Consider the following 23027-nt stretch of genomic DNA (forward strand, 5'->3'; position numbering starts at 1 on the left):
GCCAAGAATTACGAGAAAACTGCTCGCCAATACCACATATGAGGTGACGGTTATTCAGGATTTCGCGAAATAACCTTCATATTCTGTTTCAAAAAACGCGGCGAACGCTTTATGATGTCTGCCGCGACTAATTTATAAGGAGTGAAAATTAAGATGTCACGTAAAATTCGCGCGTTTTTACTGGCATTGGCTTTTGCCGTCGCTTCCCCAGCGTTCGCGGAGGTTTCTTTTTCCCCCGACGCCAAAAGAGTCAACCTGTACAGAACGCTGAAGTTCGATGTCTACAAAGCGTCCGGCACGGAAGAGGAGCAGGTAGCCGCTGAAGAAAAAATCGCTTCCTCCAGACCAGCCGCCTTCTTCATCGAGGGATTAAATTCGGTCGATACCCGGCTAACCGTGCTGATGATCGGCATGATGCGCTGCCCCGATTGTAGGGCCGTCTATCCGTACACGGAGGCAATGGCCGCGAATCCATTTATCAGCGTCCGCTATCTCGCGCGCGACAAAACACCGGGCGCAAGGGAGTTTATGATTGCCCGGACGGGGCGGTCCAACACGCCTTCGATATTCATAGTACGTCCGAACGGTGAAGTTCTGGATGGGACCTACGTCGAAACACCGACTAGCGTCACCGCGCTGCTCGCGGCGGCGAAGAGCGCTGAAGACCGGAGAAGAATCTGGGACGATTTTCATAAGGGCATTTATGACGAGTACATTCAACGCGACCTTCTCGCTCTTATTTCCAACCGTTCAAGAGGCGCGGCGACCAATATCGGTCTCGACGAACGCATTGAAATGGCGTTCACTCACACCCTGCAAACGCAAAAAAAAGACGGCAGTTTCGAGTACGCGCTCGACTACCGAACTGGCGGGTTCAGTCTGTTTAATCACATAGTCAGGCAGGCTAGCGCCGCGTACGGACTGGGAGAGTACCTACGCGTGACCGGTGACGAACGCGCGCGGAAACCGCTGGAAAAAACGCTCGCGTTTCTACTCCGTGACTCGACGCCGTTCAATGGCGGTTTGCTGGTTAGTTCTTCGCCGCCGCATCCCAAATCGCCGTCGGGTGCGACGGCGCTCGCGCTTATAGGCGCTTTACGTTACAAGGCATCCGGAGGCGAGCTTTCCGACGGGCAAATCGAGAAATGGCTCAAAGGACTTAGCGGATTGTACATCGAGGGCGCAGGCTTCCGAACCGTACCGGCGACCGACGAGGAATCTCCGTACTATAATGGCGAGACATGGCTGGCTTTGGCTGAATATCTGGAGGCGTTTCCCCATGACCGAGAAATAGCGAGACTGGTTGAGAAAGTAGACGCCTATATGATGGAACGTTACGCGCGTGAGTTCGATGGAGCGTTTTTTCACTGGGGCATGATGGCGCTTTCAGCCCGTTACCGTCAGACGAGATGCAAAAAATTTCTGGATTTCGGCCTGGCGCAGTACGCGAAATACCTCGACGCCGAAGAAAACCCCACTACGTTCACCGAGGGCGTCACTCAGTTTTACTCTGTTCTCCCGGACAGGGCGGCAAAGGATGAAGTACGTAAAAAATTATTCTTCATCGCTAAAAATCTTTTCAAAGTTCAGCAAATCAGCTCGAAGCTCCCGGACGGCAGTTCTGTGTCCCCGCGCGCGGAACGTTATATCGGAGGTTTTTTACTTGAGCCAAGCGGAACACGGACAAGAATCGACATGACGCAGCACGGTCTTATGGGTTTGCTGCGGTTGAGAGCGTACGGAATAACTCTAGCGAAGTGAAAACGAAAAAAACGGGCATATTAAAGTCCCGACAAATCATAAGGAGCGAGATGGCGATGTTATGTGAGATTGGCGTTTTTTTGCTGGCGGTGTTGTTGGTTATGTCTATTGAAGGTTTGGCGTTAGCTCAAGGCGGCGCTGGAGGAGGTGGCGGCGCTCTCGAAACTGATTTCTTTGAGTTGCTCAAAACGGGTACACTGGAACAAATCAAAGCCGCAATAGAAGCCGGGAGCGACGTGAACGCACAAGATAACAACGGCCTGACGCCGCTGATAGGGGCTGCGCAAAAGAATACCGCTGAAGCTTTGAGCGCTCTTATCGCCGCTGGGGCGGACGTCAACGCGAAGAACACTTACGGCCTGACGCCGCTGATGGTAGCTGCGCAAGAAAATACCGCTGAAGCCTTGGGCGTCCTTATCGCTGCTGGAGCGGACGTCAACGCGAAGGACAATTTCGGCCTGACGCCGTTGATGTGGGCTGCGCAAGAGAATACCGCTGAAGCCTTGAGCGTCCTGATCGCCGCTGGGGCGAACGTCAACGCGAAGGACAATTTCGGCCTGACGCCGCTGATAGGGGCTGCGCAAAAGAATACCGCTGAAGCTTTGAGCGCTCTTATCGCCGCTGGAGCAGACGTCAACGCGAAGGACAATTTCGGTATAACGCCGCTGATGTGGGCCGCAAGATTCAATACCGCTGAAGCCTTGAACGTCCTTATCGCCGCTAGGGCAGACGTCAACGCGAAGAACAATAACGGCTGGACTCCTTTGATGGATGCTGCGCAAAAGAATACCGCTGAAGCCTTGAACGTCCTTATCACCGCCGGGGCAGACGTCAACGCGAAGGTGAATAACGGCTGGACTCCTTTGATGGAGGTTGCGCAAAAGAATACCGTTGAAGCCTTGAACGTCCTTATCGCTGCTGGAGCAGACGTCAACGCGAAGATGAATGACGGCTGGACTCCTTTGACGTTAGCCACAAGATACCATACCGCTACCGTTGAAGCCTTGAACGTCCTTATCGCTGCTGGAGCAGACGTCAACGCGAAGAACAATGACGGCTGGATTCCTTTGACGTTAACCACAAGATACCATACCGCTACCGCTGAAGCCTTGAGCGTCCTTATCGCCGCTGGGGCGGACGTCAATGCGAAGGACAATTTCGGACTGACGCCGTTGATGTGGGCTGCGCAAAAGAATACCGCTGAAGCCTTGAACCTCCTTATCGCCGCTGGAGCAGACGTCAACGCGAAGGACAATTTCGGACTGACGCCGCTGATAGGGGCTGCGCAAAAGAATACCGCTGAAGCTTTGAGCGCTCTTATCGCTGCTGGGGCAGACGTCAATGCGAAGGACAATTTCGGTATAACGCCGCTGATGTGGGCCGCAAGATTCAATACCGCTGAAGCCTTGAACCTCCTTATCGCCGCTAGGGCAGACGTCAACGCGAAGGACAATAACGGCTGGACTCCTTTGATGGATGCTGCAAGATACAATACCGCTGAAGCCTTGAACCTCCTTATCGCCGCCGGGGCAGACGTCAACGCGAAGGTGAATAACGGCTGGACTCCTTTGATGGAGGCTGCGCAAAAGAATACCGTTGAAGCCTTGAACGTCCTTATCGCTGCTGGAGCAGACGTCAACGCGAAGATGAATGACGGCTGGGCTCCTTTGAAGATGAATAACGGCTGGACTCCTTTGACGTTAGCCACAAGATACCATACCGCTACCGCTGAAGCCTTGAGCGTCCTTATCGCCGCCGGGGCAGACGTCAACGCGAAGAACAATAACGGCTGGACTCCTTTGATGGATGCTGCAAGATACAATACCGCTGAAGCCTTGAACGTCCTTATCGCCGCCGGGGCAGACGTCAACGCTAAGGACAATTTCGGTATGACGCCGCTGATGTGGGCTGCGCGAAGGAATAGCGCTGAAGCCTTGAGCGTCCTTATCGCCGCCGGGGCAGACGTCAACGCGGTGAATGACGGCTGGACTCCTTTGATGGAGGCTGCGCAAGAGAATACCGCTGAAGCCTTAGGCGTCCTTATCGCCGCCGGGGCAGATGTCAACGCGAAGTTGAATGACGGCCGGACTCCCTTGATATGGGCCGCAAGATACAATAGCGCTGAAGCCTTGAGCGTCCTTATCGCCGCTGGGGCAGACGTCAACGTGGGGAGCAATAGCAGCTGGGCTCCTTTAACGTTAGCCGCAAGATACAATAGTGCTGAAGCCTTGAGCGCTCTTATCGCCGCTGGGGCAGACGTCAACGCGAAGATGAATGACGGCTGGACCCCCCTGATGTGGGTTGCAAGATACAATAGCGCTGAAGCCTTGAGCGTCCTTATCGCCGCCGGGGTAGACGTCAACGCGAAGATGAATGACGGCTGGACTCCCTTGCTGGAAGCTGCAAAATACAATACCGCTGAAGCCTTGAACGTCCTTATCGCCGCCGGGGCAGGCGTCAACGCGAAGGAGAATAACGGCTGGATTCCCCTGTGGGTCGCAAGACACAATAGCGCTGAAGCCTTGAGCGTCCTTATCGCCGCCGGGGCAGACGTCAACGCGAAGATGAATGACGGCTGGACCCCCCTGACGTGGGCTGCAAGATACAATAGCGCTGAAGCCTTGAGCGTCCTTATCGCCGCCGGGGCAGACGTCAACGCCAAAAACAACGATGGAAAACCGCTCTGACGCTCGCGAAAGAAGCGAAAGAAAAAGAAGAGCCTGACCAGAGAGTCATTGAGCTTCTAAGCGAATACGAGCGACGCGGGAAATAGTCTATATAGTTAACCCAAGTTGACCCAAAATGCGCGTTGGACGGAACTCACGGAACTCATTGTCCGACGCGTGTCAAATGATGTGAAGTCACTTGAACGTAACCTGCGGCACGGCGACAGTCGCGTTAGAGGAAAATTCCCCAAGCGAGCGCGCCAACGTAAAATTCTTCTCAATGCCGAGCCCGCGCATAAGCTCTAAGTGACTGTTAAAGTATTCAACAGACTTCGCGTCCTTGTCTACCATAACGCAGTTACAGTCTTCTTCGACGCAAACCCACCCAGTAGTGCCTGAAGCCGCGAAAAAGTCAAGCACAAGCGAACCGGGGTATGATAAGGCCTTTACTAAACACCGCACGATTTCTAACGGTTTCTGCGTCGGATGTCCAACGCGCTCTCTCGAGTTTCCGTTAAGCCGCCCTATCTCCCATATGTTTGTTGGGTTTTTTCCCTTTACCACGTTTTCGGGATTAAGCCGCTTGTCTTTCATATACAGCGCGATTATTTTTTCATCATACTTCGTTCTGACGGAATCCAAATCGAAATAATACTTGTCCGTCTTGTTAACATACTCCTACAACTTTAGTCGTAGGAGTATATCAACAAGACAACTCTGCACCTCGCGGACAACACGACAGTGTTCCAGATTGGAGCTTTGGAGCTAATGAAGGCGAGGACATGGGCGTCAACATCGGCGACATGCGTTCAGAGGCCCTGGGTCTGAACGCGGTGCTTGTCACCGACCGTGACTCGGCAGCCCGTTCCATCACCATCATTGACAACGCCATTGATAAAGTTTCCATGCAGAGGGTGAGGACCGGCGCGTACCAGAACCGCCTAGAACACACCATCACCAACCTGACCGTGGCAGGCGAGAATCTGACGGCAGCCGAGAACCAGATCAGGGACACAGACATGGCGAAAGAGATGATGAACTTCACAAAACTCCAAATCATGCTCCAGGCCGAAACCAGCATGCTGACTCACTCCAATTCCCTGTTGCAGAACGTCCTGAGCCTGCTGCACTAGGCTTTTCGCTGGAACCAATAAAGGCACACCGGAGGGTTTGTTGAAATTTCACCCCCCGGCTCTCGATCAAAAAAGATTATGAAGGTTATCGAATCCGAGGACGAGGCGGTTTTTGACCAAAAAACGACGGCGGATTTAACCGAACGGACGATGGAACTATTGTTCATCTTCGCATCTTCGATCGGGAGCTGAAGTACGAAGTCCTGGAAGAGACGGGAGCAGTGCAACTTCAGGTGATCGACGCTCGTGATGGCCGCGTGGCGCGTAAGGTCCCGGCGGACGAGGTGATTAAGTTCATCCAGGCTATGAAGGAAAAGCTGAAAGCAAAACTCGACGACCGGGTAGACGTATGGGCATAGGAAAGGTTTATTCTATTACCACGCGCGTATCGAGAAACCTCATGGATTGACGAACGGACAAGGCAAACTCTCTTTCAAAATTTCCGTTCAGAAACTTGTCCGCCACTCTCGTGATCACTAACGCGATCCTTTCATCCAGAAGTTCCAGAAGTTCACGCTTCAAGCTGGTTGTGATCGCAGCTTTTTTAATTTCGCATAGGGCCTTGAGGACGCTGCCACCTCAATACCGAAGTCTTGGAGGGGACGTTTAGGGGCTGCGTTTATGTCTCGCGGGCTCAATCTTTCAGGCGGGCTGCCCCTAAAAGGTCTCGGCGCTCGGCATTTCGAAGCGCCATCTCGGCCAGAAGTTCCCGTTGTTCCTCTCTGTGCTCTTTGTCCTGGCGCTGGATCGCCTGTTGCTTTGCCTTCACTTTGTTAAGCTCCTGAGACTTTTTAACCATCTCGTTATGACGGTCCATCATCTGCAGCCTTGTTCGGTCGTTGGACTTCTGAGCCTCTTCTACCTTGCGAAGCGCATCGTCCCCCGCTTGATCCACCACTTCACTTGTCGCCAGGGACTCCCTGCGTTGCGCGTACTTTTCCGCAAAATCGTAACCCACCGTGGAAACCGCACGGTCATCAGGCACGCCAACAATAGCGCCAACTCTCATATCAAAACCTCCTTGCCAGCCATATTATCCACTTCTTGTCAATTTTTCACATTATACACTCCGATTCTCCCTTTGGACGTGGGAAGCGAGAAAATCACGCTTGGAGTATAATGCGTTCAAGCGGAGAGATTCGACATTTGATCTGATCTGTTTTTTTGAGTCATAGGTAAGAGGTGAGCGAGGATGGACAAGATTTCGACATACAGGAATCCAAAGAGATACCGCCTTCATTTTTTCTTTTTCTTCTTTTTCTTCTTTTTTTCCTTGTTCTGCGCGAGATTTCTCGCCTGCGCGTGGGCTGGACCGGCGCGAGCAAACCCCATCATTGCGGCCTATCAGCAGATTTACAAGATGAATTTTGAGGTTTGCCGACTAGAAGAACTCCCTCTAGGGTGGTTCGCCACTTTCGACGGCTATCCCGTAGCGCAGGTCTCTCCGAACCATTGGGTGTATGGCCGCGCGGAGAATCCGGGGAGCATTATTCCGACCTCGATAGCGGTGGGGGCCGTGGTTCCAATGGACGTTCCCGAACTGGCGCGGATCGCGCTCTCCTCCTGGGGCAGCGGCGCCTATGAAACGAAAGCGTTTCAGTCTATCGCTTCTTCTGGCCTGGACAACATAGGCGTGTTGAACGATCCCCTGGCCTACACTCCTGTCGCTTGGAAGACCGGCAGAGCGGAACTCCAGGTTTGGTTGGGCGACAGGTGGTATCGCCTCGTGCCCGCGGGAGGACAGAGCGTTTCCCAAGCCCTTCAGATGCGGCATCCCTACATTGTACAAACCCTGCGCCAAAAAAGCGTCCTCTGGACGATGTCCGACACCGAAGAACTGGCAGACCTGGCTCGATCTTGGGGGTATATTTGGCGCGGTTCCATCCCCTTCGCCTCCCTGACCCAGCGTCGGGACGATGCAGGAAATTCCGGATCCGGTTTCGCTTCCGAAAGCGCTTGGGGAGGGACCGCTGGTCCATCGAGCACATCCTCCGGTGAATGGGACGTGGGTGGTGGAAACAGCAGTGGAAGCAGTGGAAACGGAGGAGGAGGCTGGGACACCGGCGGCAGCTCTGCTGGAGGTGGCAGCGGATGGGACTCTGGTGGCAGTTCCTCTGGAGGTAGCGATAGCAGTGGAAGCGGCGGATCATCGGGAGGCGGAGGTTGGGACAAATGAACGGAGATGACGTTTACGAGCTGTTGGGCAAAGCCTATGATACCGAGGACGTGGATGAGGTCACGGCCTTGGTGGAGAGGGCTCTGGAGTTGGAGCCTGATAATCCTGAGGTCCTCATGTTCAAGGCCGATCTTCTGGAGGACGACGCCGAGAGATTTTTTGTTCTGGAAAGGGCTATAAAAGAGGCGAAACGGTATTTTCAGGAGGAAGAACTCTCGGACGAGGATATTTTGGAGGACGAGGTAGGTCTCGTGTATCTGGGGCTGTTGCAACGAGCGGCGTATACGCTCTTTTCGCTGGGAGAAGACGAACAGTCCATGAAACTGCTGGAGGAGCTTTTGGGTTACGATCAGGCGGACTTGGCTATGGGTAAACTCCTGTACTATCGTATCCTGCTGGAGTGGGAGGAATGGACGCGTGTTCTAGAGGTGACTTTACAGGAGACGACGCGAGGCCTGGCTTGGGTCTACGCCAAACTGATCGCGACTTTCATGCTATCGGGGGATGGGAAAAAAGACGGAAAAAAAGAAGGCAAAAACGGCAAAGAGGCCAAAAGTGATAAGAACTTGAACCGAATGCTTTGGGACGCGGTGCGCATGGCGCCCAATGTTCCCTTTTACATGCTGGGGTACATTCCTGATCCCCTGAACGAAACAGAGGATGAGGACTTTCATTTCGCCATTCTCTTTGAAGAAATCTGGTCCATTTCCCGAAATCTATTGAATTGGTTTTCCAAAGGGACAATCCTGTTTGGACTTCTAACGGGTCGCTTCGGGCAGGAAGCCGAGAGCATGAAGGAAATTCTCGAAGCCCTGAATGGCTTAACGGACTATGAGAATCTCACTCTCCGCCTGGGGAACGCTTCGGACGACGAAAGGGTTCTGGAAGCCCTGACGACCGGGGAGTATCCGAGCTATTGGTAAACGCTGCCAATAGGTATCCAATCCGTCCTAATCTGTCCTAAATGTTCTAATAAGGAGAAGACGAGGAGCGCTCTAATCGTCTTCTCGTCTTCTCCTTTGGTTCCTCTATTGGTTCCTCTGGTTCCTCTATTTAACCGGTTTAGTTTAACCGGTTCAGTGGGGTTTCACGTCTTTGGGAATGGCACAGGCGTACTTTTCCCCGTTTAATCTCTCCTGATGTTCTTTTTTGGCTTTCACGACTAGCTCCGGGTCGCCGATTACGTCGAGGGCCGTCATGGCCATGATTTTGCCGGCATAGAGCAAGCCCTTGTGAACGAACGACGACTTGCCACACGCCACCCACTGCCATGAATGACTCGGCGCCCCTGTGGGGTAACATCCCACAATAAGCTGCCCCGTGGGGGCAATCCAACTGGCGTCGCTGACGTCTGTGGACCCCGCCATAGGCACGTCAGTCATAAAGTAGGGGAACAGTTTTTCCTGGAGAGGTTCGGCGGCCATCGCCTCCACCTGCTCAGTCGTGAGATCGGGGAAACTCTTTTTTATGAGCTCAGCGACGCCTTTGTTCGATCCCTCCGGTAGAGTGGCGACGTACCGACGGGCGATTTCTTTTTCCTCGGGCGAGAATTTCAGATCGCCGAGTTCCCGCATATTTTCGTATATCACTCGGCCAAGCGCGTCGTTCACAATGTATTCCGCGCAAGCGCTGTCCCACTCGATTTCCATCGTCGTCCCGGACATGAGAGCGGCTCCCTTGGCAATATCCACGATCCTCTCGAATATGGGCTTGACTTGGCTGGATCTGGGAGCACGGATGAAGTAAAGAGCGCTGGCCTCGGCCTGGACAACATTGGGAGCCATCCCTCCGGCGTTCGTGTAGGCATAGTGGATCCGCGCCTCTTGAATGACATGCTCCCGAAGATAATTTACCCCCACGCTCATCAATTCCAACGCGTCGAGCGCGCTGCGTCCTTTTTCCGGCGCCGCGGCCGCGTGCGCGCTGACCCCCTTGAAGTGAAAATAAACCTGATAATTGGCGAGCGAACTACATCCCCATACGCGGGTTTCCCCCATCGGATGCCACGTCAAAAAGACATCCGTCCCGTCGAATACCCCAGCTCGTGCCATAAATGCCTTGCCCGATCCGCCTTCTTCCGCGGGACAGCCGAAGAACTTGACCGTCGCCCTCGGACCGTCCGCGGCCAGAAAATCCTTGAGTCCCACCGCCGCCGCGAGAGACCCCGTGCCCAGCGCGTTGTGTCCGCAGCCATGTCCGTTTCCCCCCTCTTGGAGAGGTTTTTTCTCGAAGACGCCGCTTTCCTGACTGAGACCGGGCAGAGCGTCGTACTCCGCCAGCATTCCGATGACCGGACCGCCGTCCCCATTTTTGTAAGTCGCGATAAATGCGTCCTCCATGCCCGCGACTCCGCGCTCAATCGCAAAGCCCTCTTTTTCAAGAGTGGAAACTAACAAGTCCGCTGATTTTTTGAGAGCGAAGCGCGTCTCCACATACTCCCATATACTGTCGCTGACGTCCGTGAAGAGTTTAGCTTTAGCGTCAATCAGATTGGACAAGGTTTTTTTGTCGTTTTGATTTGCCATAAGTTGATCCCTCCTATTTTTTGTTTAACCTATTTTTTATTCAACATACCAGCCTTAAACATGCCGTAGGCGGCAAGAACAGACAGCGACATGACGCAGGGCAGAAGATAACTTTGATTGCGTTGCACGACCGCGCTGCCGAGGAAAACACAGAGAGCGATGGAGATAGCAAACGGCGTTACGGATAGTTTCACGCTTTTGATTACAAACGGCGTCACGATGGCACCCAACAACGCCGGCATAATATTCGCAAAAGCGGGTTGTAGCGCAGGCTTGGAGAGATACGGCGTGATGTACTCCCCAATGACGAACATCGAAAGCATCAAAATCGTTACTGTCACAAACGACGATATAGCGATGGTAAGGATGGAAATAACGTCACCCTCGACGCTGCCGGGTTCCACTTGCGCGATTTTCATTCCAGAAATGGCACTCGGTAGTTTCATGTTCATGATGTTGCCGGTGATGCAGCTCAGGTAAACACCGCCCGCTCCGATGATCGGATAGTAAGAAATATTCTCGATCACCGCCATAGGCGCGAACATCGCAATGAGTCCGCTTGCCACGCCCGCGACTTCGCCGACGTTGACGGCGATTTTATAGACAATAGTGACAATTGAGGGGACGGCGAGCATAAGGAGAAGCGAAATGATGCTGGTGATCCGGCCGAGATTGTTGATTGTGTTGTCGAAAACCAAAGATTTCTCTTGATCGTTCATATCGAAAACCTCCTGAGACTAATGTATAGAGTCTTGACTATAGATATAAAATCAGGAAAAACTTCTTTTAACTTTTTAAATTGCTTTTAACTTTTTAAATTTCTTGCTCTAATTCAGTTAAAGAAGCTATTTAAAGAAGCTATTAAAGAGGCTGTTGAACAAAGATACTTGTGTAGACGATAGCCGCTGTCATGCCTATGATGAGGCTGATTGGCAGAGAAAATTCATCGATGGCCCTGATTTTCGTTGCCTTCGCGACATGTCCGCAGATGAGGACCGCGATGGCGGAGGAGATGAAGGCGACGATGGCCGTAACGTTTTGGATATTGGTGATGTACGGAGCGGACATGATAGACAACATTCCAATGAACAGGGCGGCCGAAAAGATGGGGACGAACTGGTTATTGGAGGCCTTGGCTTTCTTAGAAATTTTGTCGAGGGACTTCATAAAAAAGATATTGAAAACGATGCCCCAGACAATACCCACACTCATGATCCACATAGCCATGGTAAAAATCGGCAAGTCGAAACCTGGATCCACGAACCCCGATAGACCGGACGCTGTGGCGGCCATGTTCGCTGCCATGCTTTCATACACGGCTGAACCGACGACCGAAAGACGAAGCCAAGGGAAATACTTCCCTAGGTTGATGGAGAGTACCATCAGCATTACCACGATGGGCAGCGACGGCACGATAGAAAAAACCGCGGCGTTGGTCATGGCTTTCTTCATGACCGCGTGATCAATTCCCAGTTCCTTACCCCGGCGCCAGGCTACCCTGATGAACAAGACCGCTTGGAGCAAAACAAAAACAATGACCATGAAACAAAGAGAGAACATTAAATTGCTGTTTGCCACTTCGAGATAATTCAAGATACTGCCCCCTTCATTTGATTTTTTTAAGAACTTTCAAGAACGAAAACAGAACAATGCGAAAACAGAACAATGATAAAAATAAAGACGGAAAATTCGTAAGCGAAGAATGTATATGTTATTGTATTCTAACGGCGATGGACAATCCCTTCGATGAAATAATCGTGAGAAACAAGGCTTGTTTTTAATCGAAACGCGCTAAAAAGAAAAAGGGAAGCAAAAAAAGAAGGTCTTTTTTTATCCTGATAAAGTCGGGGTGACGCGCCTCTTCTCAGCGCCTCTTTTGATTAAACGGATTGAACAGAGTTAGGGTCCATTCATTGAACGGGTTAAACGGATTAAACGGAATTGGGGTCCATTCATTGAACGGATTGAACGGATTGAACAGAATTGGGGTCCATGACCTTGACTATTCTTCTAAACAGATACAGGGCCACACCGTTGTAACCAAGTTCCGGGGCGAGGGTGTACTCGGCGTCGATATCGTCCTCAAAAATATTCAGTTCAGGCAGCGCGGCGCTTTCAAGATAATCGGCCGCGTCCTCGTCGCTGAGGTTCGGGAAGCCGAGTTTGCTCCATCGGTCGAAGACGACGCTGTGTTTTTTCTCGAAGAAAAACACTTTGACGCGGTAACGCCCCTTGGGAATGTCAGTGAGCTTTACTTCGACGCGAATGCTCTCCATGACAACATAGGCTTCATTTACGGAATAGCGTGGATCGAAGTAGCAGGGATTGGAAATCAGTACAGCGTATGCGGCGCGCTCGTCCGTCCCCGTCGAGGTGACGAGGACCTTTTCGCTTCGCCAGACAACGTTTTTCTCCAGTTTGGCTATCATATACAACAAGTAATAGGGAGGACGCTTGACGCGTCCCTCGAAAAAGAGAGCGAGCACCCGGTTGTCCACTTTCCCGGTCAGAAGTTCCTTCGATTTGCTGTTCAGCCAATAGGCTGTTCCGGACACGCTTTCACCATATGAGAGCAGCTCGGCGGCAATCAGCGCGGCGCGGAAGAACGTCGACGATTCTATTGGAGTGCGCCCCGACAGCGTGTTCCACTCCGTCACGAAAAGTTCGGGAAGGGAGATACCGCACTCGGTGGAGACGCGCCGGACTTTCTCGATCTGTGAGATGCCGTAGGCTTTAATTGACCGGGGCGACGCGCCGAGCGCCGTGTAATCCTCCTCCAGAGCCGGGTCTATCGTGAGCGAGAGGAAATCCGGGGGACATCCCGCCTTTTTGCAGCCAGCCAGTTTCTCGCTTAGACGCGCCCATTCTTCGGAACGGCTGGAGGAGACGGAGTGAAAACCGACCCGAATCAGCGGCGAAAATGCCTTCAGTTCATGGCAAATTCTATCGAAGCGCGCGATAAACCTGGGTACAGCTCCGTCACTTGGGTACAGCTCCGTCACTTCGGAGTTTATCGCATTGGAGTGGACAATTTCGAAGCGGATCTTTTTCCCCCACTGAGACAAAAGGGCGTTTTCCGAAAGCGCGTTCATAAAATCCGAAACAGCGCCCTCTATGGCTTCTGGCGCCAGAGAAAGGTCTACGCGAACGAAAGGCGTCAAGCCGAGCTCCATGAAAAAATGGAAGAGCCTCCCGTAATCGTACCCTTTGAAGTATGAACCCCCTTGGTGGGGCGAGATTCCGTCCCCGAAGATCCCTTGGAAATAGATATAGTCGCCGCCCATCTTTTTCCGCACCGTTATCAATTGTTCACGGATCCTCTCATCCATGACCTCGGACAATTTGCCGATCTTGAATATTTTCGGAGGAAGCGAAAGCGCGGTTTTTCTCTTATTTTCCTCCTCCTTTGCGCCGGACGTCGGGAGAAGAGAAACAGATATCGACTCCGACGGCTTCAGGCGGGAACTATCATGAATATCGTACAGGGTCACATACTTCAGCAGGTCATTGAACCCTTCATGCCCTCCGGGATGTTCTTCGACGCCGGCGAACGGCCTGCCGTTTCCGAAACGCTCGGAATTTTCCTCATTTTTCTCATTATTTTTCTCATTTTCCTCGACTTCCCATTGGATTGTCCTCTCGATTTTTTCCCCGTGGGGCGTTTTCGAGGTGTGTGAGTTCGGCTTGCTCAACCTGTAACTTTGAGGCGTTTGGCCGTAGATTTTTTTGAAAAGGACCGTGAAGGGCTTTGAGCCGGCGAATCCGTTATTCACAGCAATTCTCAAAATGGACTCGTTCGTTCGCAGTAGCTCGTGTACCGCGCTGTCGAGACGGAGTCTGTTCAGGTATTCCAGGAAACCGACGCCCATTTTTTGTTTGAAGAGCCTGGAAAAATACTGAGGCGACATGCCAACGCTGGCAGCCGCGTCAGCAAGATCGACGCCGGTACGGTAATTTTCACGAATGTGTGAAAGCGCGTTGCGGATGTTCCCGATGTCTTCATGCGTTTCCTTCGCGCCCCGCGCGGGGGTCGCGCGAAAATTGACGTAAATGTTGTGCAACAGTTCCAGTAGGACACACTTGACCTCCAGAGCATACCCGTCTTCGCGCCTGTAACGGGCAAGCATCATTCGAATAAGCGAACGTTTCGCATTGAAAAATTTTGCGCTGGAAGATTTTGTACCCAGAGGTTCGGCGTAGAAGAACTTCGATTTTTCGAAGGAGTTTTCTCCATGGCTAACCAAACTACAGTCATAGCTGTAGTCCAATATTTCTGGGCACTCTCGCTCCAGGAAGGACGGAAAGATTCTGAGAGCCAGCACGATATTGGATGATGAGGCTTGAACGGAGTGGATGTCCCTGTCGTTGACGATCACGATATCATCGGCTTCCAAAACGCGACGAAAGCCGTTCAATTCCACCGTCACGGTCCCTTTGAGAACCATGAGCACTCCAATACCACGCGACATACCCCGATGATATACTCCGACGCTACCGAGCGTCAGGTCGAACATTTCGTCCCGCATGGCGATCCCTCCACATTAATGATACTATAGTCCTAGAATTTAGGGCTTGGTCGGCCTTTTCATTTCTTCTCTAACTCCATGATGACCTGATTCTACACCGTGATAATTTCAGAATTGATTGTCCAATCTACCACTCTACTATCTTGAAATCGATTGCGCTGCCTAAACCCAGGAACAATCGGACTCCTCTCGCGAGGAACATCCCCGCGCCTGGAGTCGGTTTTACTTTTTCCCATTCCCAGTGCTTCATGCCAGGCAAAGCCTCGAAGAGGTTGGCATTAACGGAAATTAGGACATTGTCCACTTTCGCGTCGAAGACCCACTCAATCTCTAACGGAACCTTGAAAAACGACGACACGGCATCCAAATCGATTTCCTTTAAGTAACTCCTTAAACACAATAAGTTTCAAAATCCATCAAAAGAGCTCGTTTTTAGGGAGACTTCTTCCATCAGCGCGCGTTAAAGTTCTTTTGTCTATCACCTCCAGAAAACAATAGAAGTTCCTTCGCCTGTTGCCGCCTGGTGTTTTTTGTATTTAATATATTTTAATTATAAGCAATCCTATGAATTTACGCTACTTCTGGAAAGTATTTTTAAAAAATGTTGGAAATGGGTTCGGGTGTTGTATGATGTGGAATATTTTTGTTAAAGCGCAATATCTTCATTAGATAAGTCGAGAAGGAGGGTGTAAGATGAAAAAATTGTTTCGTTCCTTTGTCCTGTGGATGAGCCTAGTGGTTTTGGGGATCTTTGTGAGCGTGAGCGTGAATGTTCCGGGCGCCGAAGCCCGCAGTTCTGCGGCGTGGAAAGAACGGCTGGACGCGCGCACGACGACCTTGTGGATAAAAGGACAGGCCCTGGGGGACAGTATCGTCCTCAACGCGCGAGGCGAACTGGAGATCACGTGGGTGGGGCGGGACCTGATCCGTCATCTGGAGCGGGATCGAGACGTGGAGGAGTGGTTAACCTCGGCTCTGGGCTACTATTTCAGCAGTCGCAAGGATAGAAGGACGACAATCAAAGGACGCGACGTTTTCGTGCTGAACTATAGGGCCGTCAAGTACTGGGATTTCGACCCGACGAGACTCGTGGTGGGTGGGTATGTTCTCACATCCGACGATATCTTGATGAAAAAAGAATACTGGCAAATCGGAGAGCTTTCTCCCGGTTACGTAGGAACTTTAGCGGTCGTCGCGCCCTCCCTCAATTCAGGCAAGTCAGCCCTCAAGCCAGGGCAGAAGATAGAGCTTCGGTACGAAGACACTCAAGCCGTCTTTGAGGCCCCCCGCGAGGCCCCCCGCAGATGAGCGAGGCAAGCGAGGCTCATCAAAATTTTTTGACCCTCGGCATCGAAACCAGTTGTGACGACACCGCGGTGGCGGTTCTGAGAGGCGACCGAGAGGTTCTGGTGGAGCTTCTGTCAAGCCAGATCGCGGACCATGCTCCCTTTGGCGGTGTGGTTCCTGAGTTTGCCGCGCGCAAACACCTGGAGAACCTTCTTCCCCTAGTCGACGCGGCATTAAAGCGCGCGGCGGTCGGTGGCAAAGACCTGGACCTCATCGCCGTCACCCGGGGCCCTGGCCTCATGGGATCCTTGATGGTGGGTGTGGAGACGGCGCGAGCCCTCTCACAGGCGTGGAACGTTCCTCTTCTAGGAGTCAACCATCTGGAAGGACACATGTTCGCGTCCTTGACGGAAGCGGATCTGAAGCCGCCGTTTTTGTCCCTGATCGTCTCCGGCGGGCACACGGAAATTGTCCGAGTGGACGCATTCGGAGAATATTCTTTATTGGGCGCGACCCGAGACGACGCGGCGGGAGAGGCCTACGACAAAGCGGCGAAAGTAATGGGGCTTTCCTACCCCGGCGGCCCCGAAATCGACAAGTTGGCCAAGGAGGGTAATCCGTCAGCCTTTAACTTTCCTGTCCCCCTGAAGAACACGAACCAAGTAGAGTTCAGCTTCAGCGGCCTCAAGACCGCGTTGCTTTGGCAGGTTCATCGTCTCAGAGAGGTCGAGAACGACCCTCTGCCCCTAGCAGACCTCTGTGCTTCTTTCCAGCGCGCGGTTACGGACGCGCTGATATCTAAGGTCGTTTTGGCCGTTCAACAGACGGGCGTCAAGCAGGTGGCGATCTCCGGAGGCGTGGCTGCCAACAGCGCGTTACGCAAAGCCGTGATAAACGACCGGCGGTGGAACGCTTTTTTGCCCAGTCCCTCACGCTGTACCGACAACGCCGTCATGGTGGCTATGGCCGGGCGAAACGCGTGGAATCGTGGTGTTCGGAGTTCTTCGCCAGATCCTGACCCCTCATTGGAGTTTATTCACGAAAAACTATAACGATGAACTCTATTGGGTTTCAATAGCAAAATAAATATTGTAAAAACCGGTTTTCGCTCCGGTTGTTTATCTGCGCCAAATCGGTAGTTTCTCCGAGTACGACGATTATCGCCATGTTATACTATCTTAAAGAATTTTGTATTATCGAACAATTCCTTGGGTATAGAAACCAGTTTTTTTCCGAAGGGGCGTTTGTGTCTTTGTTGAAATTGTTGTCGATCAGAGGGCTTCTGGTGGTTGTGGTGCTATTAGCATCGATGCCTTCTTTGTTTATTCTTGTTGAGATGAATTTGGACACTAGCCGCCAGACTCTAACCCTAGCGTTCCAAAGCGCTGCGGGACTGGCGGATAATTTGGCGACCACCCAAAAGATTATTGATGCTTGGCTATTTTCGGCTCTCGATTTGCTGATCGAGGAACCAGGGGTAAAAAAACTCAACGTGAACAGCGTTACGCCATTGTTCAAAAACATAACGGACAAGATGCCGATGCTAGAGGATATTCTTCTGTTGAACACGAGTGGCGATGTACTGGTGTCGGCCAAGGAACGGGAATCTTTCGACTTGTGGGATGGTTCGTTCTGGGAAGCATTGCCACGTTTCGAGCCCGAAGGCTACCCTCAGGTTGGCGGCGTGATTTCGAGGTGTTGGTCCGCAGACTTGAAAGTTATAGATTCTAATGGCCCGGACGCGATGGTTACGGGATTGGCGGGCAGCGATTTGACGTCGCGTTACATTCCCTACGTTCAGTCATTCGCTTCTGGATACGTCCTACTACTCGTAAAGGCTTCCTACATGGAAGAATGTATAAAACATTTCCCCTCCGCTGTCAATAGTCTATCCCAGAAGTGGGTATTGGCCATCTTTGACGCTTCGGGATCCATCATGGCGTATCGCGCGTCTTTGGACTTCGAGAACGCATGGGAGCGGGAACGGCAGGGAAAAGGAATCAGTGAATCTCTCTGGGATTACATCGAAAGACATGGCGAAACGGGTTCTTTCAGGAGCCTGTGGGATGAAAAAGAAGATTGCATCACTGGTTACGCGAAAATACGCCTGCCCCAACTTCAAGGTGATTCGCCAGTGCACGCCGTTGCCGTAGTTTCCTATTTCTTGTCCGATATTTTGAACGAAGAAAGAAACACCGCGCTGAGATTTCTGTTTTTGTCCCTGTTTTTCGTTTTGGGAGGGCTTTTGTTCGCGTTAGGCGTGGGCAGAAAACTGCTGGTAGCACCGATCGATCAACTCACCACTGCCAACGAACGTTTCGCGATGGGAGCTTTGTCGAGCCGGGCGGATATTCAGTCCGGCATTCGAGAAATGAGAGTGCTTTCCAAATCCTTTGACGACATGGCCGATGCGCTGGAAATGCAGGAATTGAAAAGACGTTCGGAAAACGCGCTGATCAAAGAGCAGGCTCACAAGGATTATCTGACGGGGGTGTACAACAGGCGGGGAGGCTTGTTGGAGCTGGAGAGGCACATCAAAGAAGCGAAGGAGCGCGTGGCGCTTCTTTCCATATTTTTTATCGACATCGACTTTTTCAAGAACATCAACGACGAATATGGCCACAATGAGGGCGACAAAATGTTGAAACGGGTGACATTTCTCCTGGAACGCCATTTGCGCTCCGGCGACGTTCTGTGTCGTTACGGGGGAGACGAGTTTTTGGTCATACTTCCAAAGTGTGCAATGGCGGCCGCCGAAGCCGTCTGGGATCGCATCGAGAAGGAAATTCAGCACTTGAACGAAAGCGGGAAAGTGCCATACCTCATCTCGTTGAGCCATGGCTTAGCCCTTTTCGACCCTTTGGCCCCTGTCTCTGTCGACAATCTCATCGGTGAAGCTGATGTGAAAATGTACGAAGAAAAAGCCAAACGCAAAGCTACCCGATAAAAATAATGTGGAGACGCACAACCGTGCGTCTCCACTGTTCTACTTCTACTGTTCTACTGTCTATGCGCCCCGCGCGTCCCTATCGTTTTGTTGATGATCGCAAGTTTTCTCTACTTGCGGACGATTTCTTTGATTTTCATGAGACGACTCAGGGTAGATCTTTCTTGTTCGTCGAGCTTCATACCAATATAACGGATCGTCTCCGCCAAATTCGGAATCATGACGTACTCCAGAGCGTTGACGCGGCGTCTCGTGCGCTCGATTTCCCCCGCCATAAGACGAATGGCTTTTTCCTTCGCCGCGAGTTCTAAAAGGCGAAGGATCAACTCACCGAACTGTTCGAGGGCAACATCCAAAAGCAACGGCACGGAGGCGAAACCGTAATTCACTGGGTTCCCCTCCTGTCGCACATGGTATTCAGGGACGAGAACGCTCATGACGTTCTTCCAGGTCACGGAGAGAGAACACTCCGCGCCAGGGAACATCAAGGCCTGCTCCAAAACCTCTGGTGTGGTCTGGGCGCGGGACAGGACAAAAGAACCGAAACACTCTTTCAGCTCCACCTCCACCTGCTCCCGCAACACCTTGCCCTCACGAGCGCGCTGCAAAAACGCCTTGATCAAGGCGTCCTGTTTGTCCTTCAGGAGCTTGTGGCCACGCTTGGCCACCACCAGCCGCTTCTTCAGTCTGGAAAGCTCCATCCGATTGGGGTTGACGTTGATACGTGCCATTTCGCGGCACCCCCCTTAGCCTTTGTGTCCCTTAGAATCCGATTTCTCCAGTCCGAGCTTCAAAAGCCGGGGTTTCAAATATTTGTCAATATAGGCATCGCGGACGCGTTTCAGTTCCTTCGCCGGGATCATGGTCAGAAGGTTCCATCCCAGTTCGAGGGTTTCTTCCACCGTGCGGTTCTCGTACTCGCCCTGACGGATGTACTTGTCTTCGAAAGCGTCGGAGAAAGCCGCGAAGGCTTTGTCCTCCTCGGTCAGGGCTCCCTCGCCAAGGATGACCGCCAGCTCCTTCGCCTCCTTGCCTCGGGCGTAGGCCGCGAAAAGCTGGTTCATCAGGTCGGCGTGGTCCTCCCGCGTCCTATCCTTGCCAATACCCTTGTCCTTCAGACGCGACAGGGACGGCAAGACATCCACAGGGGGATAGATTCCCTTGCGGTGCAGGGCGCGGCTCAAGATGATCTGCCCCTCCGTGATGTAGCCGGTCAGGTCGGGGATGGGGTGGGTTTTGTCGTCTTCCGGCATGGTCAGAATGGGGATCTGGGTGATGGACCCGCGTTTACCCTTCAGACGCCCCGCTCGTTCGTACATGGTTGCCAGGTCGGTGTAGAGGTAGCCAGGGTAACCCCGTCGCCCTGGGACTTCCTTGCGGGCGGCGGAAATCTCGCGCAGGGCCTCGCAGTAGTTCGTCAGGTCGGTGAAGATGACCACCACGTGCATGTCACACTCGAAGGCCAGGTATTCCGCGGCGGTCAAGGCGATGCGGGGCGTGGTGATGCGCTCAATGGCGGGGTCGTCCGCCAAGTTGATGTACAGCACCGTCCGCTGGAGAGCGCCCGTTTTGCGGAAATCCTCCATGAAGAAGGACGCCTCTTCAAAGGTGATGCCCATAGCGGCGAAAACCACGGCGAAATCCTCATGTCCTGAACCTTCGCCGATGACTGCGGCCTGACGTGCGATCTGGGCCGCCATGCGGTTGTGAGGGAGTCCACTGGCAGAGAAGATGGGTAATTTCTGGCCACGCACCATAGGGTTGAGTCCGTCGATGGTGGAAATGCCGGTCTGGATGAACTCCGATGGGAAGTCGCGGGAATAGGGGTTCATGGGCATTCCGTTGATGTCAAGCTTCTTGTCGGGGATTAAGTTCGCTCCGCCGTCGATGGGCTCGCCGCGGCCGTTGAAAACGCGTCCCAACTTATCGCGGGCCACGGGTAGGGTCAGAACGCCGCCCAGGAAACGGGCTTTTGTGCCCTCCACGTCGATACCGCTGGTTCCCTCGAAAACCTGAACCAGGGCCCGATTGGATTCGATCTCCAAAACACGCCCTCTCCGCTTTTCCCCGTTGGCAAGTTCGATCTCCACCAGCTCGTCGAAACGCACGTCTGTCGTGTTCTCGACCACCATCAAGGGCCCGGAAAGGCCGGATATGGTTCGGTACTCCTTAGGCAACATTTTGTTCACCCCCTTTAAACGCGGCTTCGCCGTCTGGGACGAGCTCGTTGATTTGTTCCTTGATCGTGTTTTCCAACTTGTCGATTTGGTCGATCTGCTTTTCCTCAAGATAGCGCATTCTGGCGATCTGCTCCCGCACGGAAAGGTTGAAAAGCTCGTTCATAGGCGCACCCTTTTTTAACGCGTCCATGCCCGCGTGATGGAACCGAACGATGGTCTTGAGCATCCGAAACTGCTTGTCCATGGAGGCGTAGGTGTCCACCTCGTGAAAAGCGTTCTGGTGCAAAAAATCCTCTCGCAACGACTTCGCCGTCTCCAACACCATGCGCTCCTCTTTAGAGAGCGCGTCGATGCCCACCAACCTCACCACCTCGCGAAGCTGGTCCTCCTCCTCCAGAAGGCTCATCGCCTCGACTCTCAGTCCGCTCCATTCGTTGTCGAAGCGATCATTCCAGTATTCGTCCAGGGTCTCGGTATAGAGGGAATAGCTAGAAAGCCAGTTGATGGCCGGGAAATGGCGCTGGTAAGCCAGGTTTGCGTCCAACCCCCAGAAAACCTTCGTAACTCGAAGGGTGTTCTGGGTTACGGGCTCCGACAAGTCTCCACCAGGAGGGGAAACTGCGCCGATGACACTAATAGAACCTTCTCTGTCACCCTTGCCTTTGATGACGCAGCGCCCCGCTCGCTCATAAAAAGAGGCCAAGCGGGTTCCCAGGTAGGCAGGATATCCCTCTTCGCCGGGCATTTCCTCCAGACGACCGGACATCTCGCGCAGAGCCTCGGCCCAGCGGCTGGTGGAGTCGGCCATGAGCGCCACCGAGTACCCCATGTCACGATAGTACTCGGCTAAGGTGATGGCGGTGTAGATCGACGCCTCTCGGGCGGCCACGGGCATGTTCGACGTGTTCGCGATAAGGGTTGTGCGCTTCATCAATGGGTGACCAGACTGGGGGTCTTCCAGTTCGGGAAATTCCAGAAGCACGTCGGTCATTTCATTGCCTCGCTCGCCGCAGCCCACGTAGACCACGATCTGAGCCTGGGCCCATTTAGCGAACTGGTGCTGAATGACCGTCTTCCCCGACCCGAAAGGTCCAGGTACGCAGGCCGTTCCTCCCAGGGCGATGGGAAAGAAGGCATCGACAATCCTCTGCCCTGTGGACATGGGCACATTGGGGGGCAGACGACGGGCCACAGGACGCGGCGCACGTACCGGCCATCGCTGAAGCATTTTTACCTCGCGCAGCGTTCCTCTGTCCTCGATGACGGCCACAGTTTCTTCTACTGTGTGTTCACCGCCATGAACGCTTTTGACGGTCCCCTTGACGCCGTTGGGAACCATAATCCGATGCTCGACCACGATGGTTTCTTGGACCACGCCCAGGATGTCCCCTGCCTCTACCAGATCTCCCGGTTTGACCCGGGGCTGGAACTTCCACTTTTTCGCCCGGTCGAGGGCGGGGACGTTGATGCCTCTGGAGATGAAATGGCTCCCCGCCACTTTTTCGATGAGTTCCAAGGGGCGCTGGATTCCGTCGTAAAACTGTTCGATGATTCCAGGCCCTAACTCCACGGAAAGGGGTTCTCCGAGACAGATCACTGGTTCTCCAGGTTTGAGCCCAGAGGTCTCCTCATAGGCTTGGATGGAGGCCGTGTCCTCCTTGAGTTCGACGATCTCGCCGATTAGTCCGATCTCGCCGATATGCACCACGTCGTACATGCTCGCCCCCAGCATCCCCTTGGCGACCACCAGGGGGCCGGATATGCGTTCTATGACTCCTTGAATCTTTTTTTCAGTTCTGCTTTCATTGGGCACAATTATCGCCTCC

General features: G+C 52.9%; 19 protein-coding genes and 1 pseudogene. 9 read left to right on the forward strand and 11 right to left on the reverse strand.

The window, feature by feature from the left end:
• Window positions 1–153 precede the first annotated feature (153 nt).
• Window positions 154–1761 (forward strand): thioredoxin family protein, encoded by a 1608-nt coding sequence (locus LBJ36_11500; GenBank protein MDR1379657.1) that lies wholly within the window; start codon window positions 154–156, stop codon window positions 1759–1761.
• A 56-nt stretch (window positions 1762–1817) separates the two neighbouring features.
• Complete coding sequence (locus LBJ36_11505; GenBank protein ID MDR1379658.1) at window positions 1818–4448, forward strand: ankyrin repeat domain-containing protein; 2631 nt, start codon at window positions 1818–1820, stop codon at window positions 4446–4448.
• Between the two features lie 174 nt (window positions 4449–4622).
• On the opposite strand, the gene LBJ36_11510 is transcribed toward LBJ36_11505, so the two are convergent.
• Window positions 4623–5069, reverse strand: a complete 447-nt coding sequence (locus LBJ36_11510; GenBank protein MDR1379659.1) for a site-specific DNA-methyltransferase — start codon at window positions 5067–5069, stop codon at window positions 4623–4625.
• Between the two features lie 66 nt (window positions 5070–5135).
• Here LBJ36_11510 and LBJ36_11515 point away from each other — a divergent pair.
• A pseudogene (locus tag LBJ36_11515) lies at window positions 5136–5560 on the forward strand (flagellin).
• 221 nt (window positions 5561–5781) lie between these two features.
• Window positions 5782–5919 (forward strand): hypothetical protein, encoded by a 138-nt coding sequence (locus LBJ36_11520; GenBank protein ID MDR1379660.1) that lies wholly within the window; start codon window positions 5782–5784, stop codon window positions 5917–5919.
• Window positions 5920–5926: 7 nt separating this feature from the next.
• Here the strand turns inward: LBJ36_11520 and LBJ36_11525 are convergent, their stop codons facing one another.
• A complete protein-coding gene (locus LBJ36_11525; GenBank protein ID MDR1379661.1) occupies window positions 5927–6082 on the reverse strand; it encodes a hypothetical protein in 156 nt (51 codons plus the stop codon).
• A 112-nt stretch (window positions 6083–6194) separates the two neighbouring features.
• Window positions 6195–6569, reverse strand: a complete 375-nt coding sequence (locus tag LBJ36_11530) for a hypothetical protein (protein ID MDR1379662.1) — start codon at window positions 6567–6569, stop codon at window positions 6195–6197.
• Window positions 6570–6752: 183 nt separating this feature from the next.
• Here LBJ36_11530 and LBJ36_11535 point away from each other — a divergent pair, with 183 nt between their 5' ends.
• Together LBJ36_11535 and LBJ36_11540 are read left to right on the forward strand one after the other, a co-directional pair.
• The gene (locus tag LBJ36_11535) at window positions 6753–7736 is read left to right on the forward strand and encodes a hypothetical protein (GenBank protein MDR1379663.1); all 984 of its coding nucleotides are present in this window, start codon (window positions 6753–6755) and stop codon (window positions 7734–7736) included.
• The gene (locus LBJ36_11540; protein ID MDR1379664.1) at window positions 7733–8659 is read left to right on the forward strand and encodes a hypothetical protein; all 927 of its coding nucleotides are present in this window, start codon (window positions 7733–7735) and stop codon (window positions 8657–8659) included. Before LBJ36_11535 ends, LBJ36_11540 begins: the two co-directional genes overlap by 4 nt.
• A gap of 153 nt (window positions 8660–8812) precedes the next feature.
• On the opposite strand, the gene LBJ36_11545 is transcribed toward LBJ36_11540, so the two are convergent.
• The 5 genes from LBJ36_11545 to LBJ36_11565 form a co-directional block, all read right to left on the reverse strand.
• Window positions 8813–10261 (reverse strand): amidohydrolase, encoded by a 1449-nt coding sequence (locus LBJ36_11545; GenBank protein ID MDR1379665.1) that lies wholly within the window; start codon window positions 10259–10261, stop codon window positions 8813–8815.
• 29 nt (window positions 10262–10290) lie between these two features.
• Entirely contained in the window at window positions 10291–10980 is a 690-nt protein-coding gene (locus tag LBJ36_11550; GenBank protein MDR1379666.1) for a hypothetical protein, read from the reverse strand.
• A gap of 142 nt (window positions 10981–11122) precedes the next feature.
• Window positions 11123–11854 (reverse strand): DUF5058 family protein, encoded by a 732-nt coding sequence (locus LBJ36_11555; GenBank protein ID MDR1379667.1) that lies wholly within the window; start codon window positions 11852–11854, stop codon window positions 11123–11125.
• A gap of 359 nt (window positions 11855–12213) precedes the next feature.
• A complete protein-coding gene (locus tag LBJ36_11560) occupies window positions 12214–14787 on the reverse strand; it encodes a helix-turn-helix domain-containing protein (protein MDR1379668.1) in 2574 nt (857 codons plus the stop codon).
• A gap of 127 nt (window positions 14788–14914) precedes the next feature.
• Window positions 14915–15154: a hypothetical protein gene (locus LBJ36_11565; protein ID MDR1379669.1), complete on the reverse strand. Its 240-nt coding sequence runs from the start codon at window positions 15152–15154 to the stop codon at window positions 14915–14917.
• Window positions 15155–15480: 326 nt separating this feature from the next.
• Here LBJ36_11565 and LBJ36_11570 point away from each other — a divergent pair, with 326 nt between their 5' ends.
• The 3 genes from LBJ36_11570 (at window position 15481) to LBJ36_11580 (ending at window position 19021) form a co-directional block, all read left to right on the forward strand.
• Entirely contained in the window at window positions 15481–16095 is a 615-nt protein-coding gene (locus LBJ36_11570; protein ID MDR1379670.1) for a hypothetical protein, read from the forward strand.
• Complete coding sequence (gene tsaD / locus LBJ36_11575; protein ID MDR1379671.1) at window positions 16092–17126, forward strand: tRNA (adenosine(37)-N6)-threonylcarbamoyltransferase complex transferase subunit TsaD; 1035 nt, start codon at window positions 16092–16094, stop codon at window positions 17124–17126. The genes LBJ36_11570 and tsaD overlap by 4 nt, the downstream gene beginning before the upstream one ends.
• Window positions 17127–17320: 194 nt before the next feature.
• Window positions 17321–19021: a diguanylate cyclase gene (locus tag LBJ36_11580; GenBank protein ID MDR1379672.1), complete on the forward strand. Its 1701-nt coding sequence runs from the start codon at window positions 17321–17323 to the stop codon at window positions 19019–19021.
• Window positions 19022–19131: 110 nt separating this feature from the next.
• On the opposite strand, the gene LBJ36_11585 is transcribed toward LBJ36_11580, so the two are convergent.
• Genes LBJ36_11585 through LBJ36_11595 form a run of 3 tightly spaced genes read right to left on the reverse strand, consistent with a single transcriptional unit; the run spans window position 19132 to window position 23014 of the window.
• Window positions 19132–19752, reverse strand: a complete 621-nt coding sequence (locus LBJ36_11585) for a V-type ATP synthase subunit D (GenBank protein ID MDR1379673.1) — start codon at window positions 19750–19752, stop codon at window positions 19132–19134.
• Between the two features lie 15 nt (window positions 19753–19767).
• A complete protein-coding gene (locus tag LBJ36_11590) occupies window positions 19768–21201 on the reverse strand; it encodes a V-type ATP synthase subunit B (GenBank protein ID MDR1379674.1) in 1434 nt (477 codons plus the stop codon).
• Window positions 21191–23014 carry a V-type ATP synthase subunit A gene (locus LBJ36_11595; GenBank protein MDR1379675.1) on the reverse strand — a complete coding sequence of 608 codons (1824 nt, stop codon included), beginning with the start codon at window positions 23012–23014 and terminating at the stop codon, window positions 21191–21193. The genes LBJ36_11590 and LBJ36_11595 overlap by 11 nt, the downstream gene beginning before the upstream one ends.
• Window positions 23015–23027 lie beyond the last annotated feature (13 nt).

Source organism: Synergistaceae bacterium (assembly GCA_031267575.1).
Taxonomy (GTDB): Bacteria; Synergistota; Synergistia; order Synergistales; family Aminobacteriaceae; genus JAIRYN01.